We start from the raw sequence: 16826 nt of genomic DNA, 5'->3' as shown, positions 1-16826 counted from the left end.
CCTGAGAGCTGGGAAACTTTTCTTCTCAGGGATTTAAATAAAAAAACAGATGAAAAAAATAATATTAAGATTTGTTTTGCTACTGGCAACAATCGCAAGTTATGGACAACAAGACGCACAGTATACACAGTATATGTATAATACTATAAACGTCAATCCGGCCTATGCAGGATCAAGAGGAGTAATGAGTATTTTTGCTTTGCATCGTTCACAATGGGTAGGACTGGATGGTGCACCAGTAACTAATTCAGCATCGATAAATACCCCAATAAATGGAACTAATTTAGGAATAGGAGTTTCAGTTGTTAATGACAGAATTGGTCCATCAGACGAAAATAATATTGCTTTAGATGTTTCGTATACTATTCATACATCAGAGCGTTATAAATTATCTTTTGGAATAAAAGGAACAGCTAATTTATTGAATGTTGATTTCACCAAGTTGAATCAATACGATAAAAATGACTATGTTTTTGAAACCAACATTGATAATAAATTTTCGCCTAATATTGGAGCAGGAGTGTACTTGCATTCAGATAATACTTATGTTGGTTTGTCGGCACCACAATTGTTGGAGACCAAACATTTTGACAGATATGCTGATGCAGGATCAAATAGTCATGTGGCTAAAGAAAATATGAATTTGTATTTAATTGCAGGTCATGTATTTGATTTAAGCTATAATGTAAAATTCAAACCTTCTTTGCTAACCAAATACGTACAAGGAGCCCCTTTGCAAGTAGATGTATCAGGAAATTTTTTAATCAATGAAAAATTTGTTGCAGGTGTTGCTTATAGATGGAGTGCTGCATTAAGCGCTATGGTAGGATTTCAGGTAAGCAATTCTTGGTTTATCGGGTATGCATATGACTTAGACACCACCCGATTAGGAAATTACAATTCAGGATCACATGAAATCTTTTTGCGATATGAATTGTTCAATAAATATGATAAAATGATATCTCCAAGATTCTTCTAAACTACTACTATTATGAAAATAAAAACTCTACTTTATAGCACCATTTTTAGCGTTCTGGCTTTACATAGCTATGGACAAAAAGCAGGAATAGTTGCGGCCGACAAGAAATATGAAAGATATGCCTATGTCGATGCTATTGCCATCTATGAGCGTGTAGCCGAGAAAGGTTACAAAGACGAAAAAATGTTTCAAAAGCTTGGTAATGCTTATTATTTTAATGCTGAATTACCCCAAGCTGAAAAATGGTATGGTGAACTTTTTGCTATGAACCCAAACCAGGAACCTGAATATTATTATCGTTATTCTCAAACACTCAAGTCTGTAGGTAATTATGCCAAAGCAAACATGATGTTAGAGGAATTTAATAAGAAATCAGGCAATGACCTAAGAGCTAAATTATATGAGAATAATAAAAATTATCTGGAAATAATTACAGCCAATTCAGGTCGTTTTGATATAGCTGATCTCGGTATTAATTCTGCATCTTCAGATTATGGGAGTTCATTTTTGGACAATAAATTAGTTTTTGCCTCAGCAAGAGATACAGGAGGAGTTTCTAAGAAAGTGTTCAGCTGGACCAATCAATCGTTTACTGATATATATACTTCTGAAATAAAAGCTGGAGGAGAAATGGGGAAACCTGAGCGCTTTAGTAAAAAAATAAATTCAAAATTTCATGAGTCAACACCAGTATTTACAAATGATGGTCAAACGATGTACTTTACCCGAAACAATTATTTGAACAGTAAAAAAGGAAAAGACAACAAGAGTATAACACTATTGAAATTATACAAAGCAACGCTAACGGATAATCAGTGGGGCAATGTAACCGAATTACCTTTTAATAGTAATGACTATAGCGTTGCACATCCTGCATTAAGTTTAGATGAGAAGACATTATACTTTGCCTCAGATATGCCAGGAACATTAGGGCAGTCAGATTTGTTTAGTGTAAAAATTAACAGCGATGGCAGTTATGGTGTTCCAATGAATTTAGGAAAGACTATTAATACTGAAGGAAGAGAAAGCTTCCCATTTATATCTGGAGATAATGAGCTTTATTTTGCAAGCGATGGACATCCCGGGCTTGGAGGTTTAGATGTATTTGTATCTAAAATAGGAAATGACAACAGCTTTGGCGAGGTTCAAAATGTAGGCGCTCCAATAAACAGTTCTCAGGATGATTTTGCTTTTTTGATAGATAGCAAAAATCGAAATGGGTTTTTCTCTTCCAATCGAAGTGGTGGTAAAGGATATGATGATATTTATCGTTTTTTAGAAATGCGAAAACTAATTTGTGAGCAATTATTATCGGGAATTATAACAGATCGTGAAACTGGTGCTGTCCTTGCAGACTCAAAAGTAAGCTTGTACAACGAGAAAATGGAGTTAATAACTACCACAACAACCAATGATAAAGGAAGTTATAAATTTGATGTAGTGTGCGGAAAAATATATTCAGTACGAGCAGAGAAAAAAGACTATGAAACTAAGGAAGAAAGAATTACGATAAATAATACAACGGGAAAAACGGTGCTATCATTGCAGTTAGAGCAACGAATCAAACCTATAGATGTAGGTACAGATTTAGCAAAAACCTTAAATATACCTATTATCTATTTTGATTTAGATAAGTCATTTATTCGCAAAGAAGCAGCCTTCGAACTAGAGAAAGTACTTGCTGTAATGCAACAATATCCAAAGATGAAAATCGATGTTCGTTCGCATACCGATAGTCGTGCAACATTTAAATACAATATTGCATTATCAAACAGAAGAGCCAAATCTACTATCGCATGGTTAGTGAAAAACGGAATTTCTACAAGCAGGCTAACAGGAAAAGGTTATGGCGAATCGCAATTGGTAAACCATTGTTCTGATGGGGTAAAATGTACCGAAGAAGAGCATCAGGCTAATAGACGTAGTGAGTTTGTTATTGTTTCGATGCAATAGTGAAATAATGTTACACTATTAAAATTACATTTATTTAAATAAATGATGGCATAAATATTTAGAAGGGATAGGCGATTTAGGATAATGATTTTAATTATTATTACAGCTGACTCCCTTCTTCTTAAATTAGGTTTGTAATTGTCATATTTATTTTAGTATTGAGTCAAATCTTTAAATTGAAAATACAAATAGAGCCGTTATTCTCTTTACAATAACATTTCCCCCTTTTCAAAGTAAATATATTTAACCTAAAATGAAACAACCAAATAATTTTTGTTTTGTAGTTGCTGATCGTCATTGTGTAGTCCGGCATGGACTTTCTCTAATTATAAAAGAATCATTCTCAAACGCTGTAGTTTATCAAACAAAAAAATTTAGCGATATTATTAAAACCCTTACAGAAACTAAAGTTGATTTATTAATTCTGGATGTGAATTTTCCAGAAGGCAGTAGCCTGAATATTTTAAAAGAAATAAAAACAATTCAGCCCAATGTAAATATTTTAATATTCTCAATCTGTGATGAGGATTCGTATGCGATGCGCTATTTAAACGCTGGAGCATCTGGGTTTCTAAGCAAGGAAAGCTCAGAAGAAGAAATAAAAAATGCCTTAAATGCAATGATTTTTTCAGGTAAGTTTATCACACCTAGTTTAAAAAATAAAATTTTAGAGTCTTGCATCTCAAAAAAACCAGTTAATCCACTAGATCTTTTATCTAACAGAGAACTTGAAATTGCTCGTTTACTAGTCGATGGGTATGGAAATTTAGAAATAATGGCATACCTAAAAATAAAATCAAACACTATTAGTACTTACAAATTTAGAATTTTTAAAAAATTAGAAATAGATAATTTGGCTAGTCTAATAAAGCTCTTTTTGCAATATTCAGATGTAGTAAATTAGTTAATTTCTATTCAAAAAAAATGATACAGAATCATGAATTCATTATTTATCTAATTTGTTTTAATGAATTAGTAATGAGTGATTTTGTAATGATTTGTTGTTGTTTTTATAAAGTTTCATCTTTAAAAAGACAAATGTATATTTGCAGACTTATACACGTAAACTAATAAACTTAATTATTATATAGATAAAATCTAACACAGTGAATATACAGCAATTAGAATACATAGTTTCATTAGATAAGCATCGCCATTTCTTAAAAGCATCAGAAGCTTGTTTCATTACACAAGCGACCTTAAGCGGAATGATTAAAAAACTGGAAGATGAACTCAATGTCATATTATTCGACAGGAGTAAGCAACCAGTTCGACCTACAGACATTGGCATGAAAATAATAGAGCAGGCAAAAATTGCTTTGCAGGAAACCAACAGGATAAAAGAGATAATACGTGAAGAAACAGGTGAGGTGAGAGGAGATCTCCGAATAGGAATTATACCATCACTAGCTCCATATTTATTACCTCTTTTTATAAAAGATTTTATGGCAAGCTATAAAGAAGTTAAGTTGGTCATTAATGAGTTGACTACCGAAAAAATTCAGGAGAAATTGAAGGATGGCTCAATAGATGTAGCCATATTGGCAATTCCATTATTAGATAAAGGTTTAAAAGAAGAAACCTTATTTTATGAAGAATTCTATCATTATGGTGATTTGAATGCTGCTTCGGCTAAGAAAAAATACATTGTTCCGGAAGATATAAATCCTAACAAATTGTTACTGCTGGAAGAGGGGCATTGCCTTAGAAACCAGATTGTAAATTTATGTGAATTAAGAACCAAAGGCGCTTCAGATCTAAAAATAGATTATCAGTCGGGTAGTATCGAGACCCTTAAGCAAATGGTAGATTTGAATATGGGCACAACGATTCTCCCTGAGTTAACAGTACTAGCGTTAAATAAAGAACAAAAGAACAAGATTAGCCGTTTTGTATCCCCATATCCAGTTAGGGAAATAGGATTAGTTTATTACAATCATTTTGTAAAAAAAAGACTGATTGAGGCATTAAAAAAATCTATCCTTGAGACTATTCCAGACACTATGTTATTGAAGAAAAATATGTCTATTATTCCAGTAAAACAATAGTCACTTTGTTATAATCTGAATAGCACAAAATAATAAATAAAATAAACGCGTATGAATTGTCATTGAAAAACTTTAATAGCCATTTCTGGATTATTACTAATGACAGTTTGTAGCAAAACTGAAAAAAAACAAATTCAGGAAAAGAAAGTACATGGAGAAGAATAAGTTAAATAGATGTAACGTTTAAATAATAAATGATGGAATCAAAACAGGTAATAGTGTATGATAATCAGCATGGTTATTCTAGATTTTTAAAAAAAGAATTTGGAAAAAGAATAGATTTTGAAGTTTATAAAAAATTTAATTTTATTAGCGATTTTGATAACAGTAAAAGTGATTACTCATTTATTTTTTTTGTAATTTATTCCGAGAATGATTTATTAGACTTTATTAAAATACATGACCAAGGACTTCCTATTGTCGTTTGTAGTTCTAAAGGAGTATTTGATAAGTTTGACAATAATTGCGGAGTTAATTTCATTGATATTTCTAAACCTAAAAAAGAACTAGTAAATGATTTTCAATCTTTTCTTTATAGATAACAACAAGCCATCAAAGAATACTAATATCTCATTTTTAGACTATTGATTAACTATTAGTTTTTAACTATATTATCATAGAAAATACCAGTTTGATTTAGATATACTTGTTTCGTAAATTTGCAAAGAACTTGTTTACTGGGTCTTACAAAATAAGTAGAGATGATTTGTATTTTAATAATATCTTAAAATAAATACTTTAATTCGCTGTTTTATGGGTATCCTTTATGTTTATAAAATGTAGTTATCAATAATAAATTCATTAAAAAAATGGAAAATAATTCAAATGATATTAGTAAGTGTCCATTCCACAACTCAAGCAAAGAGCAAAGTATTGCGAATGGAGGCACAAAAAATCAAGACTGGTGGCCAAATCAATTAAAAGTTAATGTACTACGCCAACATTCTTCTTTATCAAACCCGATGGGTGAAGACTTCGATTATGCCGAAGCTTTTAAAAGTCTAGATTTAGAAGCCCTAAAAAAAGACCTTCATTTTCTTATGACTGATTCACAAGATTGGTGGCCAGCAGATTTTGGACACTATGGAGGTTTGTTTATTCGTATGGCATGGCATAGCGCCGGTACTTATAGAGTAGGTGATGGTCGTGGTGGAGCAGGAGCCGGACAGCAGCGTTTCGCTCCGCTTAATAGTTGGCCAGATAACGTAAACCTTGATAAAGCCCGAAGATTACTTTGGCCTATCAAACAAAAGTATGGAAGAAAAATTTCATGGGCAGATTTGATGATACTTACAGGTAATGTTGCACTGGAATCTATGGGATTCAAAACATTTGGCTTTGCAGGTGGTCGTACAGATGTATGGGAACCAGAACAAGATATATATTGGGGGTCTGAAAAGACATGGTTAGCTGGTAATGAAAGATATGCAGATAGTAATAGTGCTCGTAATCTGGAAAAACCACTTGCAGCAGTCCAAATGGGTTTAATTTATGTTAATCCAGAAGGACCAGAGGGACAACCAGACCCAATAGCAGCGGCGAAAGATATTCGTGATACTTTTGGACGAATGGCAATGAATGATGAAGAAACAGTTGCCCTTATTGCAGGAGGTCACACTTTTGGTAAAACACACGGAGCAGCACCAACCGAACATGTAGGAGGAGATCCGGAATCTGAGAGTCTTGAAACGCAAGGTTTTGGATGGAAGAATAGTTTTGGTTCTGGAAAAGGTGCAGATACAATCTCAAGTGGTTTAGAAGTAACATGGACAAAGACACCGACTCAATGGAGTAATAATTTCTTTGAAAATCTTTTCGGTTTTGAATGGGAACTTTCTAAAAGTCCAGCAGGTGCACATCAGTGGGTAGCAAAAAATGCTGAAGCTTTTATACCTGATGCCTATGATAGTTCAAAAAAGCATCTTCCAACGATGTTAACTACCGACTTGTCTTTAAGATTAGATCCAGAATATGAAAAAATATCACGACGTTTTCTTGAAAATCCTGATCAATTTGCAGATGCATTTGCCAGAGCATGGTTTAAATTAACCCATCGTGATATGGGACCACGTGCTTTATATCTTGGAACAGATGTACCTAAGGAAGAGTTGCTTTGGCAAGATCCAATTCCAAAAGTTGACCATGACTTGATAAACGAAAGTGATATTACATTGCTTAAAGCAAAAGTATTAGCTACTGGATTAAACATATCAGAACTTGTATCTACCGCATGGGCTTCAGCTTCAACATTTCGAGGTTCAGATAAAAGAGGTGGGGCTAATGGTGCACGAATTCGACTAGCTCCTCAAAAAGATTGGGAAGCAAATAATCCTGCGAAGCTGCAAAAAGTATTAAATGTATTGGAAGGTATTCAAAGAGAATTTAACCAGACACAATCTAATACTAAAAAAGTTTCTCTTGCCGATATTATTGTATTGGCAGGTAGTGCAGGAGTAGAAAAAGCTGCCAAAGATGCTGGAAGCAACATTAATGTTCCTTTTGCTCCAGGTCGTATGGATGCTTCACAAGAACAAACGGATGTAGAATCATTTGGATTCCTGGAACCAATAGCTGATGGTTTCCGAAACTATAAAAAAAATAAATACGCTGTTGCAACTGAGACTTTATTAATAGACAAAGCACAATTATTAACACTTACAGCACCCGAATTAACTGTACTTGTAGGAGGAATGCGTGTATTAGATTCCAATTTTGATGGTTCTAAAAAAGGTGTTTTTACAGAACGTCCCGAAGTACTAACTAATGATTTCTTTGTAAATCTGCTAGATATTGGTACAGTTTGGAAAGCAGTTTCCGAGGATAAAGAAGAATATAACGGACATGACTATACAACTGGAAAAGTGAAATGGACAGGTACACGTGCAGATCTTGTATTTGGTTCCAATTCAGAACTTAGAGCTCTAGCCGAAGTTTATGCTAGTGCAGATGCTCAGAAACAATTTGTTACTGACTTTGTTGCAGCATGGACTAAAGTGATGAATCTAGATCGTTTTGATTTGCTATAATGTAGTATATCGTACAGACAAGCATTATAAATAAAAAATTGTTAAGTACAGAATGAAGAAAAGAACAGCCCTTAGGCTGTTCTTTTTTAGATAATAAATCTCATAAAAGATTGTGAGTTAATTAATTCTTGTTCGATTTAATTGAAAAGTAAGGTTAAAACAATAATTAATTTGTGAGGAATATTCCTGTAGTACAAAGTCTACAGAGCAATCGTTCACAGTTCTACTGATTTATAATTTTATTGATGCTATTTTTGCATGCTGATAAAACACCAGTTTTTAAAAGTTTTAAATCCCACTAAATCGAAAAAAAAGTACTTACCATAAATACAAAAATCTTAACCTAAAACAGTATCCCACGTCTATTTTTACAATAAATAAAGGCTTTTTTTTATACCATTAGCCTTATTAATTGATTTTATTAAAACTAGATATAAAATCACAATAACGCTTTAGTTTATAGCGAGTGTTTTTTATAAAGTTTACTTAATAATTTGCCAATAAGATTTATCGAGAGAATAAAGTAAGAATTAAAGCCATTAATAAAATTGGTAGTACTCAACGATCAGTAAAACTAGTAAAAGTAGAGGTAATGCCTAATAAAAAAAGAATAAATGAATAAACAATATGTCCCAAAATAAGTTTTTATTAGTAAAATATATACGGTTATATTTTACTGTTTTTTATATTGTTTTTGGGTTATGGAATAGTTATGGTCAAAGAAAAAATTTGACTGTAAAGGAAATAGATAGCACTTTAAATTCGGTAAATCAGTATTTAAAAAAATCACCAAATGAAGGTTATGAAATTTCAAAAAATATATATCATATTGCACTAAAACAAGACTATCGTGTAGGTTCGTGTTTCGCTTTATTAAACATGGGGAATTGTAAAGGGAAACTTCGCGACTTTGACAAAGCATTAAATTATCTAGAACAATCCAAAGAGATAGCCCAAGAAATAAGAAATGATTCTCTTTTGCTTTATGCAGATTTTGTTATTGCAGTTCAACATGGGAGAATGCACCTTAATAAATTAGCACTCTCTCAATTAGACAATTGCTTAACAAGGGTTAATTGTTTAAAAGGAAAATCAAAATACTGTTTTTTAGGTAGAGTGTATAGTTTTAAAGCTTGTTTTTCAGCTGGTCTCAAGAATAAACCGACTGTTGATGAGTTTATAAAGTTACATAAAAAAGCAGCCTATTATTTTAGTAAGAATCCACGAGTTCCCAATTTTGCTTTGGTGAATATCGGAGATACGTATATGTCAGCGGGCAGACTTGATTCAGCCGAATACTATTTTAAAGTGGCATTATTAGATTATAAAAAAAAGAACATAAGCTGCACAGAAATAGTACTAAGTAATCTAGGTGAAATTTATTATAAAAAGAAAGATTATGCTAGGGCAATTACATATTTAGACAAATCTACTGTCGTGGCCAAGCGCGAAAAAACTTATTACATTCTAGAATACAATTATGGATTATATAAAAAAATAGCAGAAGAAAAAGGTTTAAACCAGGCAGTATTTGATTATCAAAAACTAGAATTAATTTATAAAGACAGTACTCAAATAGCTGAACAAAAAAGTATGATTGCGGCAACTAATTATGTTGTTTCAAAAGCAGAAGCTGAAAAGGAAGTATTAGTAAACAGAAGTATGATTTTATTAATAATTGCAGGCTTGCTTATAATTAGCTTGTTGGTATTTTCCTATTGGCAGTTTTGTTATAAAAATAAATTAAAATTAGATACTCAACAAAAGAAGAAAGAAATAGAACAAAAAGCGACTCAAATTGTATCCCTAAAACAGAAAGTAACAACATCATATGATGAGGTAATAGAAATGGCTAAAAAGAATGATCCATTGTTTGTAGTTGTATTTAAAGAGTTGTATCCTGATTTTTATTTAAAATTGATTGCCATACAACCCGATTTAACGATTACCGAACAAAAAATTTGTTTTTATCTTAAACTTAAATTTTCAACTAAAGAAATTGCAGATTACACTTTTGTTACCGCTAAGGCAATACAGAATAGGAAAAATCGCTTGCGGAAGCGGCTTTTTCTGAAGGAAGGAGAAGATATTTACAAATATTTCGACTAACTAATATATTAAAGATAGTATAAGTAGAGACTGAGGGGATTAGATATTCGAAGGCTACTTATCTTTTAAATCTAAGAACATAAAAAAAATAAAACAAATGAAAAAAACAATTTTGATCGTTGGAGCCATTGTAGTAATAATTTTACTGGCTGGAATTTATAAATTCAATTTTACAAATGACGACATTTATGTGAAAGATCCTGAGGGAAAGTCTATACCTATTGATGAAGCAAAAGACATTAGTAAGAATACAGATTCCAAGGAATTTAAAACTAAGACAGGAAAAATTATCATTATTACCGAAACTCATCCAGTTGGACAAAGTATTTCGTCTATAACTATTACCACAAAAGGATTTAAAGAAAACAAACTCATTGAATTAAGTGATATCGATCCAATTGAAAAAATAGAACTAAAAGATTTAGACAACGATGGTTTTGATGAGATATATTTGTTTACTCGATCTGTTGGATCTGGAAGTGGAGGTGATTTTTATGTATATGGCTCGGACAAAGATGATAGACTAATGGAATATGAAAAAGAAAAATTAGATGAAAAAGAATATCTAAAAGGAGGAAGACTAGAAGGATATATGGGACATGACACTTATTTCTTTGATAAACAAATGTTGGTAATGGAGTTTCCAATTTATAAAGAAAATGATGCAAATTTAAAACCTACTGGTGGGACAAAAAAAGTATATTATATGTTGAATCAATCAAAGTTCAAAATTAAAAAAATTGCAGGTTAGTAAGGATCAGCAAGAAACTCCATTGTTACAAATGGAGTTTTTTTATGCTTTATTTTTATTGAATGGATTAGATTTTAAAAATTCTGAATCGCCTATACCTATATATAGTAGGTATGAAACAATAATTAAAGTGACTAAATTCGGAAAAACTCAGTCTTTTTAATAGGGACATTGCGAAAAATACATGTATAATAAGAAAATTCTTAAAAATGTAAAAAATGGATAAAATGCAAATAGTACATTATCAAGTTGTTAGTAAAAAGTTTTAAAAAACATTCGAAAAAGTCTGTAAAAAGGCTTGCGAATCTAAATAAAGGGAGTACTTTTGCACCCGCAATGAGAAACAAACGAAACGAACAAAGCGAGAGTCACACAGAGTGAGACACATTAAAAAGAAGAATACGTTCCTAGACATATTGAATTGACAGCCGTTTTAAGAGAGATCTTAGAACAACAAAATAAGAGTAATAGAATCGATAGATTTGAATAAAACCGATAGAATCATTAGTCGAATATAATATTAAAATATACGATGAAGAGTTTGATCCTGGCTCAGGATGAACGCTAGCGGCAGGCTTAACACATGCAAGTCGAGGGGTATACTTCTTCGGAAGTAGAGACCGGCGCACGGGTGCGTAACGCGTATGCAATCTACCTTTTACAGAGGGATAGCCCAGAGAAATTTGGATTAATACCTCATAGTATAATAGCTCGGCATCGAGCAATTATTAAAGTCACAACGGTAAAAGATGAGCATGCGTCCCATTAGCTAGTTGGTAAGGTAACGGCTTACCAAGGCTACGATGGGTAGGGGTCCTGAGAGGGAGATCCCCCACACTGGTACTGAGACACGGACCAGACTCCTACGGGAGGCAGCAGTGAGGAATATTGGACAATGGGCGCAAGCCTGATCCAGCCATGCCGCGTGCAGGATGACGGTCCTATGGATTGTAAACTGCTTTTGTACAGGAAGAAACAGTTCTACGTGTAGAACCTTGACGGTACTGTAAGAATAAGGATCGGCTAACTCCGTGCCAGCAGCCGCGGTAATACGGAGGATCCAAGCGTTATCCGGAATCATTGGGTTTAAAGGGTCCGTAGGCGGTTTAATAAGTCAGTGGTGAAAGCCCATCGCTCAACGGTGGAACGGCCATTGATACTGTTAAACTTGAATTATTAGGAAGTAACTAGAATATGTAGTGTAGCGGTGAAATGCTTAGAGATTACATGGAATACCAATTGCGAAGGCAGGTTACTACTAATTGATTGACGCTGATGGACGAAAGCGTGGGTAGCGAACAGGATTAGATACCCTGGTAGTCCACGCCGTAAACGATGGATACTAGCTGTTGGGTGCAAACTCAGTGGCTAAGCGAAAGTGATAAGTATCCCACCTGGGGAGTACGTTCGCAAGAATGAAACTCAAAGGAATTGACGGGGGCCCGCACAAGCGGTGGAGCATGTGGTTTAATTCGATGATACGCGAGGAACCTTACCAAGGCTTAAATGTAGATTGACCGGTTTGGAAACAGATCTTTCGCAAGACAATTTACAAGGTGCTGCATGGTTGTCGTCAGCTCGTGCCGTGAGGTGTCAGGTTAAGTCCTATAACGAGCGCAACCCCTGTTGTTAGTTGCCAGCGAGTCATGTCGGGAACTCTAACAAGACTGCCAGTGCAAACTGTGAGGAAGGTGGGGATGACGTCAAATCATCACGGCCCTTACGCCTTGGGCTACACACGTGCTACAATGGCCGGTACAGAGAGCAGCCACTGGGCGACCAGGAGCGAATCTATAAAACCGGTCACAGTTCGGATCGGAGTCTGCAACTCGACTCCGTGAAGCTGGAATCGCTAGTAATCGGATATCAGCCATGATCCGGTGAATACGTTCCCGGGCCTTGTACACACCGCCCGTCAAGCCATGGAAGCTGGGGGTGCCTGAAGTCGGTGACCGCAAGGAGCTGCCTAGGGTAAAACTGGTAACTAGGGCTAAGTCGTAACAAGGTAGCCGTACCGGAAGGTGCGGCTGGAACACCTCCTTTCTAGAGCCCTATATGTTAGCACTTGTGCACGTTAGGGAAAGAAGACGAAATGACCTATAGGTTAAATTGAAGATTATATTACTCTGCTGTTAGTTCAAATAATACAATTAAGTAAAACAGAGTCTCGTAGCTCAGCTGGTTAGAGTACTACACTGATAATGTAGGGGTCGGCAGTTCGAGTCTGCCCGGGACTACTTTTTAAAAAGTAATTGACAATTAATAATTGACAATTTCTAATTAGAAAGACTGTAAACTTAAAAAAAAGGAAATTCTAGAAGTTGGAATTCACCAAAAGAAATTAGATAAGAATTAAGAAGTCTAAAATCTGAATTCTACAATCTAAGATTGAAAAATGGGGGATTAGCTCAGCTGGCTAGAGCGCCTGCCTTGCACGCAGGAGGTCAACGGTTCGACTCCGTTATTCTCCACAAAAAGCTATAAGCCGTAGGCTATAAGCTTAATGCCTAAAGCGTAAAGCCTAAAGCATAATAAAGTTCATTGACATATTGAGATAAGAAAATAATAAAAAGTAGAAAGCATTTTTTATTGAAAGTAGTGATACAGACGATAAAGAAAACGGTCTTGATTTATCAAGACTGGTACAATAAGCAAAATAAGGGCGTATGGGGGATGCCTTGGCTCTCAGAGGCGATGAAAGGCGTGATAAGCTGCGAAAAGTTACGGGGATCGGCACACACGACTTGATCCGTAAATACCTGAATGGGGCAACCCACTATGTTGAAGACATAGTACACCGATAGGTGGGCAAACCCGCTGAACTGAAACATCTAAGTAGGCGGAGGAGAAGAAAACAAAAGTGATTCCGTAAGTAGTGGCGAGCGAACGCGGATTAGCCCAAACCAATGTTGTTACGGCAATGTTGGGGTTGTAGGACCACGACATTTCTTGCACAAAGAATTAGAATCTACTGGAAAGTAGAACCATAGAGGGTGATAGTCCCGTATAGGTAATGAGTGTAAAGGATAGTGGTATCCTGAGTAGGGCGGGGCACGTGAAACCCTGTCTGAATTTGGCGGGACCATCCGCTAAGGCTAAATACTCCTGAGAGACCGATAGTGAACCAGTACCGTGAGGGAAAGGTGAAAAGAACCGTGAATAACGGAGTGAAATAGATCCTGAAACCATACGCTTACAAGCGGTCGGAGCCCTTTCGTGGGGTGACGGCGTGCCTTTTGCATAATGAGCCTACGAGTTAACGTTGCTGGCAAGGATAAGTGGTTAAGCCACGGATCCGTAGCGAAAGCGAGTCTGAATAGGGCGCTTTAGTCAGTAGTGTTAGACGCGAAACCGTGTGATCTACCCATGGGCAGGTTGAAGCTGTGGTAACACACAGTGGAGGACCGAACCGGTTGACGTTGAAAAGTCTTCGGATGACCTGTGGGTAGGGGTGAAAGGCCAATCAAACTCGGAAATAGCTCGTACTCCCCGAAATGCATTTAGGTGCAGCGTTGTGCATAAAGTTATATAGAGGTAGAGCTACTGATTGGATGCGGGGGCTTCACCGCCTACCAATTCCTGACAAACTCCGAATGCTATATAATGTTTCACAACAGTGAGGGCTTGGGTGCTAAGGTCCAAGTCCGAGAGGGAAAGAACCCAGACCATCAGCTAAGGTCCCCAAATATATGTTAAGTTGAAAGAACGAGGTTTGTCTGCCCAGACAGCTAGGATGTTGGCTTGGAAGCAGCCATTCATTTAAAGAGTGCGTAACAGCTCACTAGTCGAGCGGACGAGCATGGATAATAATCGGGCATAAACATATTACCGAAGCTATGGATTTTGACTTAGGTCAAAGTGGTAGGGGAGCATTCTAACAGGGTTGAAGGTGTGTCGTAAGGCATGCTGGACTGGTTAGAAAAGAAAATGTAGGCATAAGTAACGATAATGCGGGCGAGAAACCCGCACACCGAAAGACTAAGGTTTCCACAGCTATGCTAATCAGCTGTGGGTTAGTCGGGACCTAAGGCGAACCCGAAAGGGACAGTCGATGGACCACGGGTTAATATTCCCGTACTACTTATTACTGTGATGGGGTGACGGAGTGATGAAAGCGCCGCGAACTGACGGAATAGTTCGTTGAAGTACCTACCTATAAGCTGCGCAGGCAAATCCACGCGGCTTGGGGAAATACGATAGTACTCGGAGACTTCGGTCAAAGAGATAGTGCGCCTAAGGGCTTCCAAGAAAAACCTCTAAACTTCAGGTAATAAGTACCCGTACCGCAAACCGACACAGGTAGTCGAGGAGAGAATCCTAAGGTGCTCGAGAGATTCATGGCTAAGGAATTAGGCAAAATAGACCTGTAACTTCGGGAGAAAGGTCGCCAGCAGCAATGCTGGCCGCAGTGAAGAGGTCCAGGCGACTGTTTATCAAAAACACAGGGCTCTGCAAAATCGTAAGATGAAGTATAGGGCCTGACACCTGCCCGGTGCTGGAAGGTTAAGAGGAGATGTTATCTTCGGAGAAGCATTGAATTGAAGCCCCAGTAAACGGCGGCCGTAACTATAACGGTCCTAAGGTAGCGAAATTCCTTGTCGGGTAAGTTCCGACCTGCACGAATGGTGTAACGATCTGGACACTGTCTCAGCCATGAGCTCGGTGAAATTGTAGTAGCGGTGAAGATGCCGCTTACCCGCAGTGGGACGAAAAGACCCTGTGCACCTTTACTATAGCTTAGTATTGACCTTGGATAAATGATGTGTAGGATAGGTTGGAGACTGTGAAGTGGCGTCGCTAGGCGTTGTGGAGTCATTGTTGAAATACAACCCTTTGTTTATCTGAGGCCTAACCCCGCGATTGCGGGGGACATTGCTTGGTGGGTAGTTTGACTGGGGTGGTCGCCTCCAAAAGAGTAACGGAGGCTTCTAAAGGTTCCCTCAGTACGCTTGGTAACCGTGCGTAGAGTGCAATGGCATAAGGGAGCTTGACTGAGAGACATACAGGTCGATCAGGTACGAAAGTAGAGCATAGTGATCCGGTGGTTCCGCATGGAAGGGCCATCGCTCAAAGGATAAAAGGTACGCCGGGGATAACAGGCTGATCTCCCCCAAGAGCTCATATCGACGGGGGGGTTTGGCACCTCGATGTCGGCTCGTCACATCCTGGGGCTGGAGAAGGTCCCAAGGGTTGGGCTGTTCGCCCATTAAAGTGGCACGCGAGCTGGGTTCAGAACGTCGTGAGACAGTTCGGTCTCTATCTACTGTGGGCGCAAGAAATTTGAGTGGATCTGATTCTAGTACGAGAGGACCGAATTGGACAAACCTCTAGTGTATCTGTTGTTCCGCCAGGAGCACCGCAGAGTAGCTACGTTTGGAAGGGATAAGCGCTGAAAGCATATAAGCGCGAAACCCACCACAAGATGAGATTTCTTTTAAGGATCGTGGGAGATGACCACGTTGATAGGCTATAGATGTAAAGGCAGTAATGTCATAGTCGAGTAGTACTAATAATCCGTAAGCTTATGTACGCTTTTCCCCACGCTTCGGCGTGGGGGAGAAACTTTCTAAAAAATACTTTTTTCTTTATCTCAGTGTGTTAAGATATTTGCTCGACGCAGAGCAGTTGATGGTTACTAGTTGATAGTTGCTGGAGAAATCCATCAACCGACAACCAAAAACCAACAACTAACAGCCTTAAGGTGGTTATTGCGGCGGGGCTCACCTCTTCCCATCCCGAACAGAGTAGTTAAGCCCGCCTGCGCAGATGGTACTGCAGTTATGTGGGAGAGTATGTCGTCGCCTTTCTTTAAAATCCTCATCATTTATTTGATGAGGATTTTTTTTTTTGCTTTACTTTTTGGGATTTTGTGAAAAAGTTGTTTTGCAAAGTTCCGCAAAAGAAAACACAAAGGTTCGCAAAGTTTAATCAATAGCTTTGCGAACCTTTGTGTTTTTTCT

8 protein-coding genes, 2 tRNA genes and 3 rRNA genes are annotated in these 16826 nt (G+C 36.8%); all 13 read left to right on the top strand.

The features are described from left to right. Window positions 1–49 precede the first annotated feature (49 nt). The gene (locus ACJ6WR_RS00065; RefSeq protein ID WP_039116710.1) at window positions 50–979 is read left to right on the top strand and encodes a type IX secretion system membrane protein PorP/SprF; all 930 of its coding nucleotides are present in this window, start codon (window positions 50–52) and stop codon (window positions 977–979) included. Window positions 980–991: 12 nt separating this feature from the next. Next, window positions 992–2932, top strand: a complete 1941-nt coding sequence (locus ACJ6WR_RS00060; protein ID WP_409416687.1) for an OmpA family protein — start codon at window positions 992–994, stop codon at window positions 2930–2932. Between the two features lie 253 nt (window positions 2933–3185). Further along, window positions 3186–3836 (top strand): response regulator, encoded by a 651-nt coding sequence (locus tag ACJ6WR_RS00055; protein ID WP_409416686.1) that lies wholly within the window; start codon window positions 3186–3188, stop codon window positions 3834–3836. Between the two features lie 202 nt (window positions 3837–4038). After that, entirely contained in the window at window positions 4039–4980 is a 942-nt protein-coding gene (locus tag ACJ6WR_RS00050) for a LysR substrate-binding domain-containing protein (protein ID WP_409416685.1), read from the top strand. A gap of 194 nt (window positions 4981–5174) precedes the next feature. Further along, window positions 5175–5522, top strand: a complete 348-nt coding sequence (locus tag ACJ6WR_RS00045) for a hypothetical protein (protein WP_123912091.1) — start codon at window positions 5175–5177, stop codon at window positions 5520–5522. A 267-nt stretch (window positions 5523–5789) separates the two neighbouring features. Further along, complete coding sequence (gene katG / locus ACJ6WR_RS00040; RefSeq protein WP_409416684.1) at window positions 5790–8006, top strand: catalase/peroxidase HPI; 2217 nt, start codon at window positions 5790–5792, stop codon at window positions 8004–8006. Between the two features lie 627 nt (window positions 8007–8633). Then, window positions 8634–10115 (top strand): tetratricopeptide repeat protein, encoded by a 1482-nt coding sequence (locus ACJ6WR_RS00035; protein WP_117590115.1) that lies wholly within the window; start codon window positions 8634–8636, stop codon window positions 10113–10115. 97 nt (window positions 10116–10212) lie between these two features. Continuing rightward, window positions 10213–10866, top strand: a complete 654-nt coding sequence (locus ACJ6WR_RS00030) for a hypothetical protein (protein ID WP_409416683.1) — start codon at window positions 10213–10215, stop codon at window positions 10864–10866. 529 nt (window positions 10867–11395) lie between these two features. Continuing rightward, window positions 11396–12909: ribosomal RNA gene (locus ACJ6WR_RS00025) — 16S ribosomal RNA — on the top strand. A gap of 120 nt (window positions 12910–13029) precedes the next feature. Beyond that, a tRNA-Ile gene (locus ACJ6WR_RS00020) sits at window positions 13030–13103 on the top strand. Between the two features lie 160 nt (window positions 13104–13263). Beyond that, window positions 13264–13337: transfer RNA gene (locus ACJ6WR_RS00015), tRNA-Ala, on the top strand. Between the two features lie 174 nt (window positions 13338–13511). Continuing rightward, a 23S ribosomal RNA gene (locus ACJ6WR_RS00010) occupies window positions 13512–16396 on the top strand. Window positions 16397–16563: 167 nt separating this feature from the next. Next, window positions 16564–16673, top strand: a 5S ribosomal RNA gene (gene rrf, locus ACJ6WR_RS00005). Together the 16S, 23S and 5S rRNA genes with 2 tRNA genes alongside form the textbook arrangement of a ribosomal RNA operon. Window positions 16674–16826 lie beyond the last annotated feature (153 nt).

Origin of the sequence: Flavobacterium sp. PS2 (genome assembly GCF_046250155.1) — a bacterium.
Taxonomy (GTDB): Bacteria; Bacteroidota; Bacteroidia; order Flavobacteriales; family Flavobacteriaceae; genus Flavobacterium.
Note: the sequence above shows the minus strand (reverse complement) of the source record. Positions and strands in the feature narration are given on the sequence as shown.